This is a genomic window from Mesobacillus stamsii, assembly GCF_030814065.1.
Taxonomy (GTDB): domain Bacteria; phylum Bacillota; class Bacilli; order Bacillales; family Cytobacillaceae; genus Mesobacillus; species Mesobacillus stamsii.
The window spans coordinates 1-24,381 of the sequence record NZ_JAUSUN010000002.1; the positions used below are offsets into that span (position 1 = coordinate 1).

Annotated in this window: 11 protein-coding genes; 3 read left to right on the forward strand and 8 right to left on the reverse strand. The window is 41.7% G+C overall.

Annotation, left to right across the window (positions count from 1 at the left end; translation table 11 throughout):
* Positions 1 to 91 precede the first annotated feature (91 nt).
* Positions 92 to 979 carry an accessory Sec system S-layer assembly protein gene (locus J2S25_RS01660; protein WP_307191044.1) on the forward strand — a complete coding sequence of 296 codons (888 nt, stop codon included), beginning with the start codon at positions 92 to 94 and terminating at the stop codon, positions 977 to 979.
* 257 nt (positions 980 to 1,236) lie between these two features.
* On the opposite strand, the gene J2S25_RS01665 is transcribed toward J2S25_RS01660, so the two are convergent.
* From J2S25_RS01665 to J2S25_RS01685, 5 genes are all read right to left on the reverse strand, one after another.
* Positions 1,237 to 2,316 (reverse strand): hypothetical protein, encoded by a 1,080-nt coding sequence (locus J2S25_RS01665; protein ID WP_307191045.1) that lies wholly within the window; start codon positions 2,314 to 2,316, stop codon positions 1,237 to 1,239.
* Between the two features lie 23 nt (positions 2,317 to 2,339).
* Positions 2,340 to 3,782, reverse strand: a complete 1,443-nt coding sequence (locus J2S25_RS01670) for an MBOAT family O-acyltransferase (RefSeq protein WP_044390287.1) — start codon at positions 3,780 to 3,782, stop codon at positions 2,340 to 2,342.
* A gap of 154 nt (positions 3,783 to 3,936) precedes the next feature.
* Entirely contained in the window at positions 3,937 to 5,934 is a 1,998-nt protein-coding gene (locus tag J2S25_RS01675; RefSeq protein ID WP_307191046.1) for a phosphodiester glycosidase family protein, read from the reverse strand.
* Between the two features lie 331 nt (positions 5,935 to 6,265).
* A complete protein-coding gene (locus J2S25_RS01680) occupies positions 6,266 to 7,441 on the reverse strand; it encodes a toxic anion resistance protein (RefSeq protein WP_044390283.1) in 1,176 nt (391 codons plus the stop codon).
* A 642-nt stretch (positions 7,442 to 8,083) separates the two neighbouring features.
* The gene (locus J2S25_RS01685) at positions 8,084 to 8,650 is read right to left on the reverse strand and encodes a transposase (protein ID WP_044390281.1); all 567 of its coding nucleotides are present in this window, start codon (positions 8,648 to 8,650) and stop codon (positions 8,084 to 8,086) included.
* Positions 8,651 to 8,977: 327 nt separating this feature from the next.
* On the opposite strand from J2S25_RS01685, the gene J2S25_RS01690 reads away from it, so the two are divergent.
* Complete coding sequence (locus tag J2S25_RS01690; protein WP_052806888.1) at positions 8,978 to 9,649, forward strand: C40 family peptidase; 672 nt, start codon at positions 8,978 to 8,980, stop codon at positions 9,647 to 9,649.
* Between the two features lie 303 nt (positions 9,650 to 9,952).
* Positions 9,953 to 16,786: a pullulanase gene (locus tag J2S25_RS01695; protein ID WP_307191047.1), complete on the forward strand. Its 6,834-nt coding sequence runs from the start codon at positions 9,953 to 9,955 to the stop codon at positions 16,784 to 16,786.
* A 216-nt stretch (positions 16,787 to 17,002) separates the two neighbouring features.
* Here J2S25_RS01695 and J2S25_RS01700 read toward each other — a convergent pair whose 3' ends face one another.
* From J2S25_RS01700 to J2S25_RS01710, 3 genes are all read right to left on the reverse strand, one after another.
* Complete coding sequence (locus J2S25_RS01700; protein WP_307191048.1) at positions 17,003 to 18,466, reverse strand: S-layer homology domain-containing protein; 1,464 nt, start codon at positions 18,464 to 18,466, stop codon at positions 17,003 to 17,005.
* Positions 18,467 to 18,762: 296 nt separating this feature from the next.
* On the reverse strand, positions 18,763 to 23,190 hold the full coding sequence (locus J2S25_RS01705; RefSeq protein WP_044390277.1) for an endonuclease: 4,428 nt from the start codon (positions 23,188 to 23,190) through the stop codon (positions 18,763 to 18,765).
* Between the two features lie 102 nt (positions 23,191 to 23,292).
* The gene (locus tag J2S25_RS01710) at positions 23,293 to 24,369 is read right to left on the reverse strand and encodes an S-layer homology domain-containing protein (protein ID WP_044390276.1); all 1,077 of its coding nucleotides are present in this window, start codon (positions 24,367 to 24,369) and stop codon (positions 23,293 to 23,295) included.
* Positions 24,370 to 24,381: the final 12 nt, after the last annotated feature.

Genomic DNA, 24,381 nt, shown 5'->3' on the forward strand with positions numbered 1-24,381 from the left:
ATCTATTATAAAGGACTTTTTCTTTGCGTAAAACAAAAATATTGAAGATTGTGAGTCTTTTTAATATTGAATATTAATTAGTGCAACACTAGTGAAAAGAAATAAAAAAAATAACATAGAAAAACAAGGGGATGATTCGGTAATTTCATCGCAAGAATTGATTGACGAGGAAGGGACTGTTGAAGAACAAGAGGTTCATACAGTACTCGTCCTTCCTCCATCTCTTACTATTCCGCAGGAGTCGGAGTATGTACTGCGTTTCTTAAACAATGAGCTTCCCCCGTTGAAGCCAAACCAGATCTCCCTTGCAGGCATCGAACTTCGGACTGAGGATAACAAACTGATTGTTTCTGCCTTTGTCCGCAACAGTCTCGCAAAAGGGATCCATCTTTCGGAAACCTCGCTTTTGTTGATTGGGCCAAACGGAGAACAATTGGCAAGAAAGGTATTCAACCTTGCTGATATCGGTGAAATACCAGCAAAATCAAGTGTTCCTTGGCACTTTGTTTTTGAAAAAAGCGATGTATTGTCTGAGAGTATTCCATCGCACGGCTGGAAGCTTGCCTTCGAACTAAGAAAAACCGAAACACATCGGATTGATTTCCATGAAACTTGGGAAAATGCGCTTCCTCAAGAAGAAAAAGACAAGCTAAGAAAAATGGTGGAAGGTCTGCCTGCCTTAAAGCAAGGGGAAGTAAATTTTCTTGGCCTACAGGCTAAGGAAACTGAAAACGGAGACTTACATGTCACAGTATTAATTCGAAATGGAAATACGAAGAACATCCAGATCCATCAGCTGCCTCTGCTGGTTGAAGACGCATCAGGGGCTGTGGTTGCAAAAGGCGGGTTCACCCTCGATAATTTTGAAATAAAAGCCAATACAAGCAAACCATGGACTTTTATTTTTCCAAAAGAATTGGTGTTAATCGAAAAACCGGATCTTTCTAAATGGAAGGTATCGATCGCAGAGAATAATTAGTAATTTGAAAAACCGGGTCTCAAATTGAGAACCGGTTTTTTTCAAAAAAAATGAAGAGTACCTGTTGCTAGAACAGATACTCTTCATCGGCAAGGACCCAACCTTCGCACATATTTAAAATACAAAACAGGAATTGTGCTACACCCCTATTTTACCACGTTGGCATCTTTATACAAGGATAAAATAAGAAACATTGTCATAATTAAGCAAAGTTTTTTATTGTTACGAAAAGATTGAAGTGGAAAGGGATATAACTCCTATTTATTGCTTACATGAAGTTGCTTTTCTTTTAATTGATCATAGGAGAAATTTTCAAGCTGTGAAGACAGATTTTCCACCTTCTTTTCATATTCCTCTGTAGATTGAATCGGCTTGGTGGCAGCCATTTTTTTCAACAGGAGATCATTTATATAAGGAAAATAATGGGACCGGTCGATATAGTTCCCTACATTGAAAGTAATATCTTCCTCATCCTGAAAGTCATAGACTACGGCGTTCTTATACTTCTGCAGTTCATGATAGATTTTAAGCTTCGTTTCTAATCGAGCTTCGTTGATGCCTGGCTCCTTCTCCTGAATGATCATATGCCTTGTGATCGGATATGGCGTGTAGAGGAAGGTGAATTTAGTATCGGGATATTTCTTGATCATCGGAAGCATGTTTGCCCGAAAGCTTTCCATGTAAGAATCCAATGTATGAGCTGTAGCTGGCGGAGCACTTTGTCCTGCCAATTCCTCTTTCATCGCTTCCACCGTCAGAGGCTTTTTATTGTCGCCAAATTTATAAAAACTGTAGGGATTCACATCGGATTTTACCTGCTGCTGGTTTTCCCATTGATAGCCTATCTTTTTAAACGCCTCATAGCTTAATAGGTATGGAATATCATTGATGATGTTCCGATCGTATAGAAATTTCGGGAAGGTGGCGTCCACACGGTCTGCTTCCCCTGCCAGAGAATCATAGTTGATTTCCCAGAACACATGCTTCACATTTTTGGATTTCATCGCCAGCTCCACTGCTTTCCGCTGCTCTCTTGCAGAAGAACCGGAGATGGTTGCATTAAATGAACTCGTTTGAAAAAGTTCGTTAATCTTCTCTTCTTTAAAATTATGGCCCATTGACGTCCCGACAAATAGCGTTTCGTATTCCAAATTCCTGATCATCCCTGGAATCTGGTAGCGCATATTGAAATTTTTGGTGAAAGTTCGCTTATAAATTCCATTTTTATGATAGTAAACATACGGGTCTGCGATATACACGATTCCGGCAATGAGCAAGAGCACTGCACAGAAGACGGCAATGAATTTAATAACAAACTTCTTATAATTATGCTCCATTTACAAGCTCACCTTCTGTTCTTTTAAAAATTGAAGTATAGGAACTCGGAAATTTTTCCTAGCTGTAAAATCGATACGATGGAAATAAACACGATAAATACAATGTTCCAATTCGTAGGCTTGAATCTCTCCAGCATTTCAAATGAATTTTTTCTAAAGATCACGACAAGCAAACTGATAACGATTAAAAGTACGCTTGAAGTAGAATATAGCATCGGATTGTCTGGCAAAAGCCTAATATTAATGATTGGTTCCAGAACATTCGCCAGCCTTGTTGGAAGCTCGATTTTCCCCATACCGAACATCGCTTTTAAAATCGCAATCGCCTGTGCAAAGTTCTCTGCCCGGAAGAACACCCATGTTGCATTGACAAATTGGAAGGTGATGAACCACGCGAGCAGTTTTGGCATCGAATAACCACGACGGTTCCACCACCTGTAAAGGACGGAAGCAACTCCGTGCAGGAAGCCCCAGAATACGAACGTCCAGCCAGCTCCGTGCCAGAAGCCGCTAACCATAAAGATGATCATGATATTGATGTACGTCCTCGATGGACTAATCCTGCTGCCGCCAAGCGGTATGTAGATATAAGCAGTCAGGAAACGGCTTAGTGTTATATGCCAGCGGCGCCAGAAATCCTGGATATTCACTGCCTTGTATGGCGAGTTAAAGTTAATTGGCAGCATGATGTTGAACAAGAGCGCGGAACCCATCGCCATGTCCGCGTAACCGCTGAAGTCGAAGTATAGCTGGAATGTATAAGACAGGGAGGCGATCCAGGCTTCGACAATGTTCAGGTCAAAGGCGTTTTTGTAGCCATCGTTAGCCCAAATCGCAAAGGTATCAGCGATCATCACTTTTTTGAAAAGGCCAATTCCAAAGATATAAAGACCAAGGGAAATGTTTTTCGCATTCAATCGTGAATTTTCGTTATGGAATTGGGACATCACTTCTTTATGATGGACAATTGGACCGGCAATGAGCTGTGGGAAAAACACAACGAATAGCATATACTCATCAAGCCGGTATCCCTTTGTTTCATAACGATAGCTGTCCACGAGATAAGCGATTTGCTGGAAGGTGAAAAAGCTGATCGCAAGCGGCAGCGCAAGGTGAAGCAAGGGAAAGCTTTCTTTTAGCAAAGAATTCACCGTTTCAATAAAGAAATCCGTGTATTTATAATAACCCAATAGCACGACATTAAAGATTATTCCAATCGTCAGGACAGATTTACGTGTTCCCAGTTTGTTGGTTTTGCCGAGGTATGTACCAACCGCGTAGTTTATCACGACAGAAATCATGATTAAAGGCAGGTAACTTATATTCCACCAGCTGTAAAAAACCAACGACGCCAAAACAAGCGAAATCTTCGCCAACCGCGACAGACCCGCATACTGAAGAACAAAATAAATTACAAAAACAGCAGGAAGAAAAAAGAAAATAAATTCATACGAATTAAATAACACAACACATGCACCCTCAATAAAAATATTCACTGCACAATTATACATAAATAAACAAACAATGTCATATCAAACCGAAACAAAGAACATCACCCCTTTAAAGCGTTGGGGGTCAGACCCCCGACGCTTTAAAGGGGTGATGTATTATTTCCTAATCTTATTGCATCGTTACTGCTCGATGGAGGAACAATGCGTATTGAACGCGGTCTACGGTTCCGTTTGGTCTGTACTCGATTCCATAACCTTTTGTGATCCCGTTTGCGTATAAGCTTAAGATGTCGTTGTATGCAAAGCTTTCTTTTGGTACATCCGTGAAAGGCATTTCACCCGATGCTTGCAACATAAATGCCCTTTGGAGGATCGCAGCCATCTCAGCTCTTGTCAAAGGAGAATTAGGGTCAAACACCGTTCCGCTTTCCTTCCCATTTATAATCCCTGCATTTGCGATCGCAGCGATTTCTTTATAAAAACGATATTCCTTCGGGACATCCAAAAAGTCTATATCCTGCACATTTGTAGTATCCAGCTTTAATGCTCGGACTAGCAGCAATGCCGCGTCCAGACGCTTCAATGTTGATGCAGGCCTGTATGTTCCATCTGGGTACCCTGCAATAATCTCATGGTCATATAGATACTTAATCTGCGGGTAATACTTATTTGTACTTTGAACATCAGAGAACGGCGATTTTTCGTTAGTTACTTTTATAGGAATTTCCTTAGTGAGGTTGCCATAAGTAGCAACAATCACTCCCTCACCTGGTGTTGTTGTTTTTAAAGTTGCGCCGTCAAAAGTTCCTAAAAGGCTGGATAGCTTTAATTTTGAAGGATCATTTGCAATTGGATTATAAAATTGATCTAGTACATACTTTAGTGATACTGTAATGGAATCTCCGACTGTGACGGTAGAGCTGGAAAGACCTACATCAAACATGCTTGCTGTTCCTGTAGGAGCGGTACTAACAGCTTGTAATGAAGTATGGACCGCTCTTTCCCAACCATCAGATGGCTTATTAATTAGCGAAGCCATGTCATTGCCATACCTTCGAGCCAACATGGTTGTCGATCCGCCGCCATCAAGATTTATAGCTTTATAGGCTCCTAGTTTTACAAGGTATTGAGCAAATTCCGTCAAATTCATGCCCTTGCTATAGCCTTCTGCCCTGCCATCTACAGTTACCATGAAAACCTTCGTTAAGGTTTGGTCAACAGCAATGGCTGTTCTTGGGGCACGCTCCAGCGCCCGCTGACTATTTGGATCAATGCTCAAGGAAACATTCCCGTTATCTACAAGTCTAGGACCACTAGCAAGGATGTATTGTGCACCTTTCCATTTATCATCGATATTAATGGAAACCTCTACTTGATCGCCAACTTTCATTTCATTTACAAACTGAAGATTCTCCGTTCCATGGGCAGATAATACAAAACCGTCTGCAGGGATCTTTATATTTGTAACAGTGTTGTACGGTCGAATTTCACTAACTGTTCCAGTAATTTTATCACCGAATTTTAAGTCTTTATTCTTCGTAGCACCTGTAAAAATAACTTCCATGCCATATTGATTGGAGTTCGTATATCCGTCCATATATTCAGGAGTGTATAAAATTAAATTATTTTCAGTCCTGACCTTATTTATGCTAGTAATCTCCACGTTTGTTCCATTATGAGTGGCTGTAAGATCTAAATCATAGTAATCAATCTGAGCTTTTTTAGAAGCATTAATGCCAAATGCGATTGGCTCATTCACATATTGATCGCGTGTGGAAGCGATAATTCCAGAGTTTATGAGAGTATCATTTTGTGCGATCAAATACATCGGGAGCCTGGTTTTTGTATCAAAAAACGAGCCATTCACAGCCCCTACCACTCTGTTTTCATCTGTGTGGACATATTTCGCTTGAGCTGTTGTACCTGATAGAGTTCCGATTTTGAGCACCGAAAGATCCAACTTCGTATATTGATCCTGAAGATTCACCTCCAGGACTTTAATAGATTGGTCGTATCCATTGATAACTTCCCTATTTTCCTTGTATTTTACACCCGAAGAAACTGGGTATTCTTCATATGTAGCCGCTGAACCCGTTTGCACGCCAACAGACTGATATACAAGAAAACTCGTAATGATGCCGACAACAATCTTCTTAGCTAGTTTCAATTCTTTTCCCCCTATTTACAAACTTCCATTATCTGTTTCTACCATCTTACTTTTACCATAAACCACAAATCTTGTCGAATGGTGAATAAAGGATATTTCTAGGTAATTTTACATATTAAGCCTGATTATCACTAGTTTATCAGAAATGAAATATCCTAAATTTTTAACAAATCGGCTGTGGTTTTGAAAGCAATTTGTTGTGTAGAAAAGCAACGCGGATTTTTGATTAAAGTTGATCAAAGGGGAACAAATAGAACAAGCGAGGTACATCACGTACAATAACGCGTTAAAGCACCGGGGGTCAGACCCCCCGGTGCGACAACTTGCCTAATTAGTCCTTTAACTCCAACAGCTTTTCTCTTAATTCATTTTCCATCACTGCAAGGTCCTGCTCTGCGAGACGACGCTTTGTCCGGCCTTCTTCCTGGATTCTTAAAGTCTCTTCAAGGGTGGAAATCAAGTTTTCCTGAGTCTTTTTCAATGTTTCAACATCGACCAGTCCGCGTTCATTTTCCTTGGCGGTCTCGATCGTATTCGTTTTTAACATCTCAGCGTTTTTAAGTAGTAACTCGTTGGTAGTTTTGGACACCTTCTTTTGTGCTTCCACGGCATGTCGCTGACGAATAAGTGTCAAAGCGATTGCTACCTGGTTTTTCCAAAGCGGTATTGCCGTAACGATCGATGACTGGATTTTTTCAACGAGTGCTTGATTTGTATTTTGGATCAGTCGGATTTGCGGAGCACTCTGAATTGTGATTTCTCTGCTCAATTTTAAGTCATGCAATCTTTTATCAAGACGGTCTGCAAACTGAATCATGTCGTTCACTTCCTGGTACTTCATTTGATCGTTCGTCTCCGCTGCCGCCTTTTTCAAAGCTGGAATCGTTTTTTCATGAAGTTCTTCAAGTTTTATTTCACCGGCTGCGATATAAATATTCAATGCCTGGAAATATTCCTTGTTTCTTTCATACAATTTTTCTAGCATGCCGATATCAGAAAGCAATACATTCTTGCTGCGGTCCAGTTTTACGCTGATCCGATCAATCTGGGCTCCGGTCTTCTGATACTTGGAAAGCATTTCTTGAAGGGAGCCAGACACCCTCCCAAACATTTTTGAAAAGAAGGACGGTTTCTCCGCACTCAATTCATCCGGGCTGATATGGTTCAACTGCTTCATCAAATCGCTGATAATGTCTCCAATTTCTCCTACATCTTTTTTTTGAACATGTTCTAGCATGGTATGAGAAAAAGACAACAGTTTTTCCTGTGCCTGTGTTCCGTAGGTAATCATCGCCTGATGATTTTTTGGGTCGATTTGTTCTGCCAACTGATAAGCCTTTGCCCTATTTTCCTCTGGAATAACATCTATCAATTTTACCGGTTTATTTTCCTGCTTTTTCTCCACGGTCTTTAAAACCAATTCACCTTGCTCGCCAAAAGGGTTGTCGAGCAAATCATCCATTAGACTATCGCTATTTTTCAATAGATCAATTTCCTTTTCCGTCATTTTTTCGGCCTCCAATTTCCCTTTAAGATACTTTGGTTCTTATTCATAGTTAATTAGGGATTTCCCTCATTTATTAGAAAATTCAATTGGGTAATGGTCATCTCACAAAGTTGACAGGCATGTATGAAAAGAAGCTACTTCATACCCCTTTCTATTCCTTCCTAATATACGGATAACACAGGGTCATTGTTTCACTTTTTCCTCATACTTATACTTATACTACACATAAATTCTCTTGTCGTTAACAGTCTAGTAATGTAATGGTTTCTAAGACTTGAGACCTATTATTGGATTAATTCAAAGGAAGATGAATTTATGTAGAGCTAACTTTCTTATTCGCTCAAACCATCGAAATACATAGAAATCGGAAAACTACTAATCGACATTCACATCCTATAGATTTTCATTTCGACATCACTCAAATTATTCCTTCTCGGAAGTCCGTCTCTACCATAACTCTTTCGTAGAAACATGAGAGCAAATGCCTTACCAAGCAGAACTCATAAACAGCCAACTAAACAATCCATCTACACCTATTATACCCCTAGACAAAAGGGAAATCATACTAATGAAAAACTTCACCACACCACCGCAATGGGGGCCAGACCCCCATTGCGGTGGTGTGGTGATGCAAATGTATTTTTAGTTAATTGCTGCAGAATTTTGTTTTAAGGAGATTTCATGATCGATAATTTTTTTATAGTGTTTTTTTGGAGGGTCTGGGAAATAGGATAGAATTCGCTGAGTGGAGATATGCGGATTTTCTCTGTTTGAAATGTAGGCTTGATAACTGCTCCATTTATAGTTAGAAAGTTTCTCAACCACATTCCCTTCCAAAGGGTTGAGGTGAATGTAACGGCTGGCATTCAGAAAATATTCATCAGAGTCAATTAGCTCAGATTTATATCGGCCCTGAAAAACGTGTCCGACCAAGTCGTGACGTTTATTAAAATAAATTCCATATCGTGAGTTAAGCATTTTCATAATCTCTTGTGGATGATGGTTGATGGTTTCCAACAGCAAATGATAGTGGTTGGGCATAAGACAATAAGCATGAAGAGTAAATGGGTGATATACGCGGGTTTCCTCTAATAAATCCATAAATTTGAATCGGTCCTTATCATCATTAAAAATGGGCATTTTCCTATTTCCCCGGTCTGTGATGTGGTAGACCGCTCCAGGGTACCATACTCGCGGTTTACGGGACATTGTAACTACTCCTTTAATTCATTTTGTTTTTCCTTTCTAAACTGAATGGTTTTCGTTCGACTGCCACCTCCTTTGTTTATTCTTATTAAGAATATCATTTTCCATATTAGTAAGAAAAGTCATAGCTCTCCATTTTAATAGAAAATATACTTCATCTAACTACTAGGGTAAATTTCCGCTAAATGATATAGTAGAAAATCAATGAGTGATTCAAAGAATGACGAAATTAGTCGTTTTTTGTAACACAAACGTAATTTTTTTGTTATTTGTCCGTAACCCCTTTCATTATATGCTATGTTTAACATCTAGCAACGGGGGTAAATAACTTTGTTTAAGAGAATCATAGCTTCTACGATGCTCATCTCACTTCTTGTCACTGTCATTCCGTCCATGGATCAAGCTTCAGCTGCTGGAACAGGTTATCATATTAATGTAAGTTCAGGCTATTTAAATGTCAGAAATCAGCCTTCTCTTTCTGGTAAAGTTTATACTAAACTGCCAAAAGGCTACAATGTAACGGTAACAAGCCAGGATAATGGATGGTCTAGAATTTCTTACAGCGGAAAAATCGGATATGTAAGTTCAAAATATATTGCCCCTGGAAGCACTGTAACAAAATCTTCTACAGTAAGCACTGATTATCAAGTAAAAGCGATTTCTATAGCTAAAAGCCAAATGGGAGTCAGATACGTTTTGGGAGGAACAACTCCTAGCGGTTTTGACTGTTCCGGCCTGGTAACTTACGCATTCAAAAATGCTGGTTACAATAAACTTCCTCGTACAGCTGCAGATATGTATAATATCGGTACTAAGGTTACCTCATACCAACCCGGAGACCTATTATTCTATGCAACTAGCGGTGGAAAGAAAGTAACTCACGTTGCAATTTACATTGGCAATAGCCAGGTGATCCACGCAGCAACTTCTAAAGGTGTTTCAATAGCTAACATACATAACTCATATTGGCAGCCAAAATTCATTGGCGCTAAAAGACTCTAAAACAAAGAAAGGTGGCTGATGAGCCATCTTTCTTTGGTGTTTCCATAAAGCACCCTTTAACCCTTTACCTTACTGGGGGTCAGGCCCCCAGTGCTTTACCGCGTTAATTCCATGGGGGTCTGACCCCCAAAATTTTTTGATTTTTTTGTTTATCGGGAGAAATGTGTTGCAAGCGTTTGCATAATGAGGTATTATTTTTTTGAACGAGTGTGCAAACGATTTCACGGAAATAGTAGAGTTATAGTCTAGAGTCTATAAATACTCTTTTCTGTCACTCTACAAATATTATTGAAGGGGGAAGAAATGGTAATGAAAAAGAACACTAAGCGTAATTTCTCGATCTTCATGACGGCTGTTATGATTTTGAGCTTGTGGCTGCCTTTTGTGCCTGCACCTCAAGCATTTGCAGTAGACTCAAGCGCTGCTGTTGAGGTAACCGACCGTACAGTTCGTGTCAACTACATACGTGAAGATCAGCAGTATGATGGCTGGAACATTTGGGTCTGGAATACTGGCAGACAAAATGACCAGATCAATTTTCAGTCTTATGAAAATGGAATGGCTGCAGCTGATATTGCGGTTGCACCTGAAACTGCCAGCATCGGTCTTTTGATCCGCAGTACTGATAACTGGAACACTGCGGTGAAAGAATTCGATAAGGACCGTATTATTCCCGTAAACAAAAATGATTCAATCACAAAGGCATTCATCACGAGCGGCGTCGAACAGATGCGAATCGTGCCTGATGGCTCTGCACCAGTAATTGATCAGGGAAATGCGACATTCTATTACCGTGACAAAACGCTTTTTGCTAATAACACAATGGATACGATTAAAAAAGTAGAATTGAAGTTTAATGGCGATATCATACCTATGATATATGAGCCTGAGAATGAAAGGTTCGTTGCTACTTATGAAGGCATCCCTAATGGTACAACCCCTTACACTTTTGCTGTAACCATGGAGGACGGAACTACTACTGAAGTACAAGATCCATACAATCCAACTTCAGATATTGTTTTCCAAAAGGGAGAATTAACTGTTGCTGGCACAGTTGCACCAGCCGCAATCGATTACAACCAGAATGCAGTATTGACCGTTGATGTGCAAGGAATGACTAATGAAGTAACCATCAACAAAATCACCGCTGACATTTCGGCGCTTGGCGGATCCAAACAGTTGGAAATCGACCCTGCATTAAAAGAAGTTACCATTGCAGTGGACGACAATATCACAGCTGGAATAAAAGAAGTTCCTCTAACTGTTGTAGACTCTTTCGGAAATCTATACAACGGTACTGCCTCTGTAGAAATAAAAACTCGACAAGCTGTCGGCGAAAATGATTTTGACTGGGATGAATCGATCATTTATTTCATGCTGACTGACCGTTTCTTTGATGGAGACTCTACAAACAATGATCCTTATCATCAAAACTATGATACTACTGACAGGGGAACGTATCAGGGTGGAGACTTCAAAGGAATTACGGAGAAATTAGACTACCTTGATGACTTGGGAGTGAACACCATTTGGATCAGCCCCATTGTAGAAAACATAAAGCATGATGTTCGCTACCAAGATGGTGATCCTTCCTATTACGCTTATCATGGATACTGGGCAAGCAATTTTGGAAAACTTAACCCACACTTTGGCACAATGGATGACTTCCATAACCTGATTGACGCAGCACACGAGCGTGGCATAAAAATCATGGTCGATGTAGTGTTGAATCATACAGGTTATGGCCTTAAAGATATTGATAACCAGGTAACAAATCCTCCTGCTGGCTACCCAACGGATGAGGAGCGGAGTGTATTTAGTGGGCTGCTTCGCCAGGGCAGCAATGTTGGATCTGATGAAGTTCGCGGTGAATTAGCAGGCCTTCCTGACCTCAAGACAGAAGATCCCGCAGTCCGTAAAACTATCATCGATTGGCAGACAGATTGGATCGATAAAGCCAAAACAGCCAAAGGGAATACAATCGATTATTTCCGCGTTGACACTGTAAAACATGTTGAAGATACAACTTGGATGGCATTTAAAAATGCAATCACTGAAAAGATGCCTGAGCACAAGATGATCGGTGAGAGCTGGGGAGCAAGCGCTCAAAATGACTACGGATACCTTGAAACAGGGATGATGGACTCTCTGCTTGACTTCGGTTTCAAAAACATTGCTCATGATTTTGTTAACGGCAAACTGGAATCAGCCAATGATGCTCTGATTGATCGCAATGGCAAAATAGATAATAATGCCACTCTTGGTCAGTTCCTGGGAAGCCACGATGAGGATGGTTTTCTTTTTAAGGAAGGAAATGACGAAGGAAAATTGAAGCTTGCCGCCTCCCTGCAAGCAACAGCAAAAGGCCAGCCGGTCATTTACTACGGAGAAGAACTTGGACAAAGCGGAGCAAATAATTATCCGCAAAATGACAATCGCTATGACCTTGCCTGGGACCAGATTGAAGGAAATGCTATCCTTGATCACTATAAAAAAGTCTTGAACTTCCGCGATGATTATTCAGAAGTATTTGCTAAAGGAGAACGCACAACAATCGGCGGTACTGACGCTGAAAAATTTATCTTTTTTGCAAGAAAATACGGAAATGAAGCAGCATATGTCGGCTTAAATATAGCAGACACTGCAAAAAAAATAAGCTTAACAGTTGCTCCTGGATCAGTTATTACGGATCACTACTCAAATCAAACTTTCACTGCTTCACAAGCTGGAGAAATTACATGGACAATCCCAGCAAAGGCAGATGGTGGAACTGTTTTACTAACAGTGGATGGCGGGGAAATCACAGCAGCGACTTCCACTGAAGATGACGGCGGAAACGGAACAATTGTTGAACCGATTCCTGCGAATCATGTCCGTATCCATTACAAGCGTAACGACAACAACTATGAAAATTTTGGAGCATGGCTGTGGAACGATGTAGCTTCCCCTTCTGCCAATTGGCCGACAGGCGCTACAATGTTCGAAAAAATGGACAGCTATGGCGCATATATCGACGTTGAGCTTAAAGATGGCGCAAAGAACATCGGCTTCCTCGCAATGGACATTACGAAAGGCGATGCTGGTAAAGATGGCGGGGACAAAGGCTTTACAGTCACATCGCCAGAAATCAATGAGATTTTTATCAAGCAAGGCGATGACACGGTTTACAAATACGAACCAGTTGACCTTCCAGCCAACACAGTCCGCGTTCACTATGTACGTGACAATGCTGACTATGAAAACTTCGGGCTATGGTTCTGGGGTGATGTAACATCCCCTCCTTCAAACTGGACAGCAGACGCTCCAAGCTTCGAAAATATAGACCGATATGGTGCGTATGTCGATATCCAGCTGAATGAAAATGCAAAAGAAATCGGGATGATTACCCTAAACAAAGCAACCCAAGAAAAGGACGGCGGGGACAAGAAATTCAACCTTCTCGACAAATACAATCACGTATGGGTAAAACAAGGCGATGACAATGTCTACGTTTCTCCATACTGGGAGCAGGCTTCAGGACTTGTATCTGCTGAAGTTCTCAATGAAAGTACAATTCTATTAGGCTTCACGCTGACAGACGGCCTTACACCTGAAGCATTAACAGATGCTCTTGAAATCAAAGATGCAGACGGTACTGCAGTAACAATCGACAGCGTCGAAATTACAGGCACAACCTCTGTAAAAATTACAGCACAATTCGCTTTAGACAAGCTTCCACTATCCATAACGTATGCAGGCAGAACAGTTTCAGCTGCTTCAGGCTGGAGAATGCTTGATGATATGTATGCATACGATGGAAATGACCTTGGTGCGACTTACAAAGATGGCGGAGCAACATTGAAACTTTGGGCACCAAAAGCATCACAGGTAGTTGCAAACTTCTTCAATAAAGACAATGCAAATGAAAAAATCGGCAGCATTAATCTAGAGAAAGGCAACAAAGGAGTCTGGTCTGTTGACGTAGCTCCTGGAGACCTAAACATCACTGATCTTGAAGGTTATTTTTATCAGTATGATGTAACAAATGATGAAGTCACTCGTCAGGTGCTCGACCCTTATGCAAAATCATTGGCAGCTTTCACCGTTAATACGAAAGGCGAAGCTGGTCCTGATGGAGACACTGTTGGAAAGGCAGCAATCGTTGACCTTAGCGACACAGATCCTGAAGGATTCGACCATGCGAAAATCGATGGCTATGAAAAGCGCGAAGATGCAGTCATCTACGAGGTACATGTGCGTGACTTCACTTCAGACCCTTCAATCGAAGATGACCTCAATGCAAGATGGGGTTCATACAAAGCCTTCGAAGACAAGCTCGAATACATTAAGTCACTTGGCGTTACTCACGTCCAGTTGCTTCCTGTAATGGCCTGGTATTATGGGGACGAAACAAAGATGGCCGAAAGAGAGCTTGATTACGCTGCTGGAGGAAACGAGTACAACTGGGGTTATGACCCGCACAGCTACTTCTCGCCAGATGGGGCTTACTCCCTTGACCCGACGAATCCTGAACTGCGCGTAAAAGAACTGAAACAGATGATTGATGCGATCCATGATGCTGGTATGGGAGTTGTTCTCGACGTAGTTTACACTCATATGGCCAAAGCTAGTCAGCTGAATGATATCGTTCCTGACTACTATGCATTCAAGGACGCTCAGGGTAACTTCCTTGGCGGCTTCGGAAACAACCTGGCAACAAGCCATACAATGGCTGAAAAGCTGATGGTAGATTCAGTGAAATACTGGTTCGAAGAATACAAGATTGACGGTATGCGCTTTGATATGATGGGAGACGCTACCTATCCTTCCATCCAAAATGCGTATGACGCAGCAGCGGATGTGAATCCTGATGCATTATTCCTCGGAGAAGGCTGGAGAACATTCGCAGGCCACATCGCTGAGCCAGAATTAGCTGGAATGGGGGCTGACCAGGATTGGATGGACAAGACAGATGATGTCGGTGTATTCTCTGACGAAATCCGTAATGAATTGAAATCCGGCTTCGGTTCTGAAGGTGAGCCACGTTTCATCACAGGCGGAGCAAGAGACATCAACACCATTTTCAACAACATCAAAGGGCAGCCAGGCAATACCGCTGATGACGATCCGGGAGATATGGTCCAGTACATCGCAGCGCATGATAACTTGACGCTTCACGATGTAATCGTACAATCCATTAAAAAAGATCCGGCAGTACCTGAAAATGAGTTGGAAATCCATAAGCGAATTCGTCTTGGAAACTCAATAATTTTAACCTCACAAGGAACAGCATTTCTTCACGCTGGCCAGGAATATGGCAGAACGAAGCAGTGGAAAGGGGAAGGCGTTCCGGACCAGAAGTACCACGAACTGAAGGATGAACAAGGGAAATCATTTGGATACTTTATCCATGACTCTTATGATTCTTCCGATGCAATCAATATGTTTGATTGGCAAAAAGCTACAAACAAAGAAGAATACGCAGTGAACACCACAACAAAAGCCTTCACACAAGGTTTGATTGAGCTAAGGAAGTCAACGAACGCTTTCCGCCTCGGCGACATGGAATTAGTTGACCAAAACGTAACATTGCTTAATTTCCCTGAAATTCAGAATAATGACCTTGTCATCGCATACGAAAATGTATCGACTGACAATACCGGCAACTATTATGTATTCGTAAACGCTGATAGTCAGCCACGTTCGTTAACACTTGGTGATTACAATTTTTCAGGCGGAAAAGTGCTTGTCGACAGCGATGAAGCAGGTGCAAAGCCTGTATCAGAAAAATCCGGCTTCCGCTTATCAAGAGATACATTAACCATTGATCCATTAACCACAATCGTGATTAAGCTTGACCGCAGAGCAACAGATTCACCTGCTGACAACGGCGATGGAAACCCAAATCCTCCTGCCCCACCAGCTGGAAAGCCTAACACAATCGAACTTCCTGCAGGTGCAGCAGAAGTCGTGAAAGAAAAGAACCCTTCAGGCATGATCGACGTCATAACGAAGGTAATGGCTAACAAAGTAGCTGAGGTCGTCCATGCGATTACAGCTGACAAAACGAACATAGCTGTTAAACTTGAAAATCCAGCTACCGGTGAAAAAGCGAAAGCACAGCTTCCTATAAGCTTATTTATTGAAGCTGCCAAGAAAAGCCAGCAAGCAACAGTTGAAATTGTTACAGGAAATGCAAGCTACACCCTTCCTGTTTCAGAAATAAATGTGGACGATATTGCTGAAAAGCTAGGTGTGTCAGCAAGCGACGTTCAAATTACAGTATCCGTGAACGTGGTGAAGCCTGACGATAAAAGCAAGCTGAACATGAAATCTGCGATGATCGACTTCACAGTGGAAGCAGCAGCCAGCAACAAGAAAACAGAAATCAAAAAATTCAGCACGTATGTAGAGCGCGAAATCCTTGGTGACACAAGCTTCAACACTGCCAAAACAGTTGCTGTGAAGCTGAACGAAGATGGTACTTTCAGTTCAGTTCCTACATTATTTGATGGCAATAAGGCAATGATTAAGTCATTAACTAACTCAACCTATACAATTGTTGAAAACGATGTGACCTTCACTGACGTTAATAATGGGATGGACTGGGCAGAGCCGTACATCGAAGCTCTTGCATCCAAGTACATCATTAAAGGTAAGGGTGACGGAACATTTGGAAGCACACAGCAATTGACTCGCGCGGAATTCACTGCATTGCTGGTACGTGCACTGGGACTGCCTGGTGAGCAATACGATGATCGCTTCAAGGACGTAAACGGCAGTGAGTGGTTCAACGATAACAACGCATTGATGGCTGCAATTGAATATGGGATTATCCAGGGAAAAGGCAACGGAACATTCGCTCCTGGTGAAAAGATTACCCGGACAGAAGCAGCAGCAATGATCGGTCGCGCGATGAAATTGGAATTCATCAACTACGACCTTTCAACATTGGATAAAACGAATACACTAAGAAACTTTACAGATGCTGGATCAATCGGCAACTGGGCCAAAGCAGATGTAGAATCAGTGTACCAAGCAGGAATTATAAACGGAAAAGCAACAGACAAGTTCGGTGCAGCAGGCAGCACACAACGTAACGAGATGGCCAAAATCCTCGCTAACTTCCTGGAAAAAGCAAAGTTACTAAATTACTAGGAAAAGCTATAGGACACGGTTCAGACTAGACAAGTAGAGGTGACACTAGACAATCGACTCAATTTAACATACTTTCCTGTTCTGCTAAAAAAAGCGCTTGGATCCTACCAATTATCGGTAGGTACCAGGCGCTTTTTCAGTTTCCACAAGTTTTTCAAGCAAAGTGTTCATCCCGCATATTTTCGAGTGCAAATGCCATTTTTACGAAAAGATTTTTTATTCGATATATGGGGAGGCAATGTAACCAATTTTTTTGGTGTTGATGTCCTCCGCAAGATACCATACATAATGATTTACTGAGTTTTGGTTTTGGTCAGACATTGGTTCCCCGATAATTTTCACCCTCGAACCTATAGAAATGGTAATTATAGATCCATTCGTTGATGGAATCGCACGCAGGCGATTAGAATGGTATGTCACAACATCCCCTACTTTGAATAATTGCTTAGAAGCAGTAAGGTCCGCTACATTCAACTGATAAGAATCTTTAAGGAAGGTAATTGATTTTCCTGAATTAGGATCGTACTGGAAGTCTTCCTTTTTCATATTCAGCTTATCAATATTGGTTTCCAGTTGAGGATCCCCTACATAGAGATTCCCCTTATCCAAAATGCCAAACACCAATTCTTGGTAAGCTTCCGTATTTCTTTCTCCCGTTGCCTGTACTATAGGACTGTTCTTAGGTACAATGCCATTATAGGCCATCACTGCAAAATACCAACTTTCAAGCATCTTTGGATCGTGGTTGTTGATTTTAGGCAGATCGTTGCGATTATAAAAGGCTTCTGTCAAGAAATCGACACCCGCTTCGATATTGGCCTTTACATTGTACCCTATTTCATCGGGATTATAGTCAGCAGTATTGGTGATTTGCATTAATCCAATGCCCCCATCACCATCTGTATTCATAAAAGGTTCCCCATTCGAAAATTGCTTCCAATCACTTTCCTTCTCGGCTACTGCCTTAACGATCTCCGGTGGAACATTTGATTGTCTCGCAATTTCTGTAATCAGACAATTAATTGTCTGTGAATCTGGATTATCTGTTGAGTTCGGATCATAATCACAGCCTGCTCCAAATCGATTAATCGTCTTGAACAGTAGTGTTGCGAAATCTCCACGTTTAATTTCCTTTTCAGATCCGAAACGATCAGCGGTCACGCCATTGGTGATACCAGCAGCATAAATAGCATCAATATAGTCAGCAAATGCTCCCACTGCATCGTCAAAAGGAGAATCTTTTACACCCATTGGAATGTTATAAGCATTTACTAGAATCTTAGCCATCGCTCCTCTCGTTAATGTTTGATTAGTTAAAAATTGACCGCCGGATCCGCTTATTATTCCTCGGTAAGATAGATTATTCACCGCATTGGTATATTGACCACCCACATCTGGAAAGCCTGCATCTGGAGCAGATTGATTTTCTAATCCAAGAGCTCTGCTAATCATTATCGCTGTTGTACCTCGTGTCATACTATCATTCGTGCCATAGAGTGTTCCTGTTCCTTTTACAATCCCATTCGTGTTAAGATATTCAACCGCTGATAGATATTTTTCTGGTACATCATCAAACGGCACAGCCGCTTCAATCAGAGTTGGAGCAGCTAAACTCCCCATTACTACAGCGGCAGTGCCAGCTGCCAAAAGCTTTTTAAAAATAGACTGATAGATCGACATTGCTTCTCCCCTCCTGTTTGAATTTCTATATATGTAACTTAATTCATCTATCATTCTACTAAAATTGGAAGGGGAGTGGAAGGGGTGAAAAGCCTTTCCCTCCAAAACCTTATGAAGCAAGAGGATGACGAATATGCAAAACGTTATAGCAGCCAATAGGCAGATGAGTGAACAGTTCCCCTCATTGTAAACAAACTAGAAATTAGCATTTCATTAGATTTTTTTGCTGAACTTTTTTTCAGGAAGAGCTTTTTGTAGACTAAAAGCACCTCCCCTTTATGGGGGAGGTGCTCTCTTTAGTTCGCTGTTTTCCAAATAAGTTCTGCCCATTCTGGATGGTCGATGAATGGGTTGCGGTTTTTTTGCCAGTTTTGGTAAATGGTTTCGTTGCGGCGTTTTTCGAATTCATCTACTGGGTCTTGTTTGTGCCACTCCAACAAGGTTGTGAGTTTGCCGTGTAGTGGTGCTGGAGAGGTATTGACTGTGTCGGAAAGTTCCAGGTCCAGTTCGCCGTTGCCTTCGTACCGTACGGCCATATAAAACAGCATGCGGGCAATATCACCTTTCACCCGGCTAGGCGGTTCCCATGAATCTCCGTCATAGCGGCATTCGGTACATTCATTATGGAGTGAGCCGCCATTGTCGAAGTCTATATTGCCGCGGCTGCTGTTTACGGAAGCATCCGTCGGTCTTAGATGATGAATATCTGTTCCAGGACCAATGGATGTTCCGAAGTCCCCATGTGATTTAGCCCAGACGTGTTCCCGGTTCCAGTCATCCGCATTGCCGCCATTGGTAGACTTTTCCTGAGAGCGTCCAGTGTATAGCAGGATGACATTGTCTTTATTATTTAGATCTTCATCCGTTTCCTTCAACGCTTCCCATACTTGGTCATAGGTCAGCTTTTCTTGAACCTTGATGATGTTATTAAGAGCAGACTTTAAGTCTGCTCCCGTTTTTCCATATGCCGCTTCGTAGTAACTGTTTGTTTCAGGAGTCTGGTCTTCTTCAAGGAGCAGCGGGAAAGGAATTTCATTCCCCGTTGTATCCATGAATTTGATAGCAGACGTGTCGACACCTTCAGCAACAGTCCACTTCACTACATTTTCTGCACCTTTGATTTCTTTTACCTTGGCATTGTCAATTACTACTTCTTTGATCGCTGCACCACTTAGATCAATTACTGTATCTTGTTGGGCAGGGCTGATTACCACTTTCGTGTTTTCAAGTCCCTCCCCTGTAACTGTTGCTGTTTTTTTCAGCCAGATACCTTCACTGATTACGGATGAGCTGTCAACATTGATAAGACTGTTTATTCTACCTACTACTAATTTCTTTGTTTTATAATCAGTCAGATTATAGACTTTGTTATAAACTTCTGGTGACTTTAAAGCGGTTTGGATCAGAAGCGGATCATGGTCACTACCGCGTCCATGTTCTTCCATGAATCCAGAGTTGATATGAACTATATTAACTGTTGTTGAAGCTTCCAAATTCTTTGTTACAAGAATATGGTCAAGTACTTGTGCATTCCCTTGGTATGAGTATGAATACCTTTGATCAGAAGGCACTTTTTCCACCATATTCACCAGATCATTGCCTTTTAGAGTTTCCAAAGGATTGGAGAATTCAAAATCATTGAAATCCCCTAATAGGATGACATTCGCATTTGGATCCTCGGCTTTTACATCCTTCACAAAACCATTAACGATTTTTGCAATTTCCATGCGCTGTACTTCACTCTTTAAAACTGGCGGCTGGTTCTTGCCGAATAATGGTTGGTCTCCACCTTTAGAGTTGAAGTGGTTCGCTACAACAATCACGCTCTCACCCTGGAAATTGAATTGAGCTGCAAGAGATTTGCGGCTGTCTTCGAATGCAGGGTTTGTTGGATCAATTCGTCCTGGATTCAATGTCAGGTTTCCATTCTCAAATTTGACTGCCTGAGTGGCAGTTCCTTTTGGCGCTTCCATTAATTGAACGCGTGCTTCATTGTAAAGGAATCCTACACGGATATTCCCTCCTGGCTGGCCGCCGTCAGTCTTATCTACTGGCGCGATATCAGTATACGTATAAGTTGGTCCGCCAAGTTCCTTGATTTTGTCAATCAATGCTTTTGCACTTTCATCTGCGTTTGTTGTTCCGCTGTCTGTTGGTCCATCATTGTCCTGTACCTCGGTCAGACCAACGATATCTGGCTGTTTCAAATTTGTTACGATTGCTTCAGCAAGCGTTGCAATTTTTGCGGCGTCCACCTTTGGCGAGAAATTTTCAACATTGTAAGAAGCGACCGTCAATTTGTCTGCTGTCGGCATAATTGAGGTGGTTTCTCGTTCGTTCGAACCTTCTACTAAAGGAGGAAGGTTTTTCGTTAAAACTTTATAGTTGCTATAGCCATAGCCCATGACGCCTGTAATGGAACCATTGAACTGATCGCCCATTTTTGCAATGAAGCTTTCATCGTTCATATCGACTGTAATTCGTTCAGGGTTGAAGTCTCCTTCAGATATACGCATTCCACCTGCTGGAGTGTTTGCTTCCATTGTTCCAGGTATTACGACAACTTCGCCGTACTTTTGTGGTGAAACGACTTTTGCATCATCAACCTGTACAAGCATGCCTTCTAAACTTTCATAGAAATCAATCGCATCTTCTTCAGGGTCGAATGTATCCAAACCATCATTGTCAATGACTTCCGTTGAAGCTGTACGGTCCACCCCAATTACCACGGGATCAGGCAGGGATTCACCACTTCTTACTTTTGTAATCGCTGAAGCACTTATTTCAGTTGACGGGAGATCAACTTCCGCCTTATCAGAATAGCCTTCTACATGATACTCTTTTACCTCACCGGACACCTTTACGACATCACCAGGAGCTAATCCATGATTGTATTTATATACAAGGATCCCTTCAGCTGTTTTGTCGTCTCCGTCACCTTGTAAGTCTTGCAAATAGAAGTTCCTGCTGTCGACAACGTGGGTTACAACCCCTTCTACATCATTTACATTGAAACCTTCATATTTCGAGTAATGGCCTGCACCTTGGATATCGTGGATACGGACCACTTCTTTTTGAATGAGGTAATCGTATGTGTACACGTTGCTGCTTGTTAGTCCATCTTTTACAGCAAACGCTTTGATCGTAGTATCGCCATTAATTACGATTGGCTCACTGTACACCATACTGCCTGTTGTTGGTTCACTGCCATCGGTTGTATAGTAAACGGTTGCGCCTTGCGTTTCAGAAGTTAGCGTTACTTCATCCCCTGCGTTGACAAAGCCTGCACCCGGCGCAGCAACTACTGGACGGACAAAGCTTGGATCAAGGAAGATATCGGACTGTGAACGAGGCATAAGCTGGTACACATCTTGATAAGAACCAAGAACCCCTGTAATGGAATCATAGGATGTTTCAAGTTCTATCCACTCTTGTACTTCCGGCCGGACCTGATAAGAGTCTCCGTTTGCGTCTTCAAGTGTATAATTACCGCCAGAGTAGCTCTTGGCTACTGATTTGCCTACTTTTACAAGCATGCCTTCATATTGCTCGGACAATTCTGCTACAGTTACTTCTTTCGCAGCTGGAATTTCTTTTTGGCCCAGAACTTTAACATCCTCAGCAGTTACTTTCAGCTCTAAAAGACTGTTATATTCTGATAACTGCCCTGAAGCTTCTACTTCATCACCAGGCTGGACATTAAGAGATCCATATAATACAATCCCAGCAGTCTCGTCTTGGATGAAAATATTTTTTCCTTGTACCGTTGTAACAATACCAGTGGTAAGAGCATGCTCATCAGTGTTCATTCCTCTTACTTCGGCAATTGTCTTTTGCTGTAAAACAGAGTAAGGGAATGTTGCAACATCACTGTTTTCAAGGTCTGGTGCCACAGCAAATGCCTTGATCATTGTATCAGCATTGATTGCAATTGGCGTCGAGTATACAGTTGATTCTGCTGTTGGCTCCGTACCGTCTACCGTATAGTAGATGGTTGCTCCTTCTGTCGTAGTTGTTAATGTAATCTCAGTTCCTGCTTTAACCGAAGTAGCTGATACAGAAGTAGCCACAGGAGCAACTTTGACAAAGCCATCCGATGGTGCACCCTCCATTGTGTGGGAGCCTAAGTATTCAAAAGTATCTGCCGCATAGCTATCCCACTCTTCTGCTGGATCGAAGGCATCACTAGTGTTTGTATCACCAGAAGTGACGTTGCTTTTTCGCACAAGAGTTTGGTTAAGCGTTGATACAGTTGTACCCCACTCCGAACCTGGATCTGCACCTACTTGACCAATTGAGTCAATTGCTGTGCTGTTGCGCCTTAATACCAGCGCATCGTCACCGTTATAATTCATAACTGCGCTGCTAATCAGGTTGCCTTTACTCTTAAGGTCCGCAGCAGCGCTAGAGTGCACAATGATAAACGTTTGTCCACTCTCAAGCATAAGGTCTGTATCAGATAGGCTGGTTGTATTCGTTGGTGCAGAGGAACCATTTGAATAAAGTTCTACAGTATAGTCTTTCAGGTTAACACTTTGTCCGGTACCATTATAAATTTCAAGCGCTTTATTGTAACTACTACCCTCAATATACTCAGAAATGAACAAATCCGAGGCAACTGTGGCGGCTTTCACCTGCTGTGATACGAATGGCAAGAAGAGATTAACGACCATGGCCAGTATTAATAAGATGCTTAATGACTTCCTTTGCAATCGGTTAATCATTAATTTGTCTCCTTTTGAAAATGTTTTAGTTTTAGTGGCGCCTTATTCCATGATAGGTCTAAAGTCCGGCTTCAGAAAAATTTTATATATCTCTGCTCCTGTTTACTCTTCGAGGATTGTATCCCCTTCGACGGTGACATGGCTCAAGGTTACCTCTGTATTCCCTTTTAAGTAGAGGTCCCCCTTCACTTCAGCATTTTCTAAGTTGTTCACACCTGTGACATCGACTCTAACATCTCCGTAAAACACTTTAGGATTTTCAGTTGTGCCACTGAAATTAACTGAACGAATAACCGCTGGACCTGTTGCGCTTCCATTTCCATTCCCAGCTGGAATGGTAAAAGAAACCACGCCAGTCACATCGAGCCCCTTGAAGGTTTTAAGTGTGTACTTTGTGCCTTCTTGTTGAATGGATGTTTTTAGCTCCACTGTCAGTTCAGTTAAAGTTGAATCTGTGACTTTAGCTTCTTTTACTTCTAACCCATTATCAAAAAGAAAATCCGTCGCATTAAGATCCGTTACACTACCTTTGATTTTCATTTTAAGCGTTGTGCTGTTTACAGACTGAATACTTAAGATGTTTGCAGTCACTACCCCATCATTTGCAGATTTATGCAAAAATATTGCAAAATCTCCTCGTGTTATATTTGCATTGATTCCAAAATTTTCTGCAGACATCCCTTTGGCAACCCCATTAGCAACCAGAGCTTGTACCGCAGATAGATAATTCTTTGGAACATCCTTGAATATCGTAGCTGTTTCCCCACGTAAATCAAATCCTTTTTGGATCCAAACGGCTATTTCGCCACGAGTAATCGGGCTGTTAGAATCAAAAAGCGTTTTAGTTTTACCGGAAGTGATCCCTGCTGCTTTAAGGGCATTAACTGCTGATTGACCGCGTTTTGGTACATCCTTAAACCCAGAAGCTGGGGCTGTTTCTGTATGCAGTCGTAGCACCTTAGCTGTTAAGATAGCGGCATCAATTCGCTTGATTTCCTCCCTTATTCCAAATGATGAGTCCCCCATTCCCTTTGCGCCTTTTGATACAAGAAAATCAATAGAGTCAGCGTATCTTGGAATAACATCAGAAAAACCAGCTGCTGCTGCCGTGAAACCAGTCGAGGCAACCATTAAAGTTATTCCAGTTGCTGCTATAAAAGTCTTATACAACTTCTTCAAACTACAAGCCTC

Coding starts and splice junctions, on each gene's coding strand:
- J2S25_RS01695 (WP_307191047.1), top strand. CDS start 9,953: ATGGTAATGAAAAAGAACACTAAGCGTAATTTCTCGATCTTCATGACG.
- J2S25_RS01665 (WP_307191045.1), bottom strand. CDS start 2,316: ATGGAGCATAATTATAAGAAGTTTGTTATTAAATTCATTGCCGTCTTC.
- J2S25_RS01685 (WP_044390281.1), bottom strand. CDS start 8,650: ATGTCCCGTAAACCGCGAGTATGGTACCCTGGAGCGGTCTACCACATC.
- J2S25_RS01700 (WP_307191048.1), bottom strand. CDS start 18,466: ATGTCGATCTATCAGTCTATTTTTAAAAAGCTTTTGGCAGCTGGCACT.
- J2S25_RS01680 (WP_044390283.1), bottom strand. CDS start 7,441: ATGACGGAAAAGGAAATTGATCTATTGAAAAATAGCGATAGTCTAATG.
- J2S25_RS01705 (WP_044390277.1), bottom strand. CDS start 23,190: ATGATTAACCGATTGCAAAGGAAGTCATTAAGCATCTTATTAATACTG.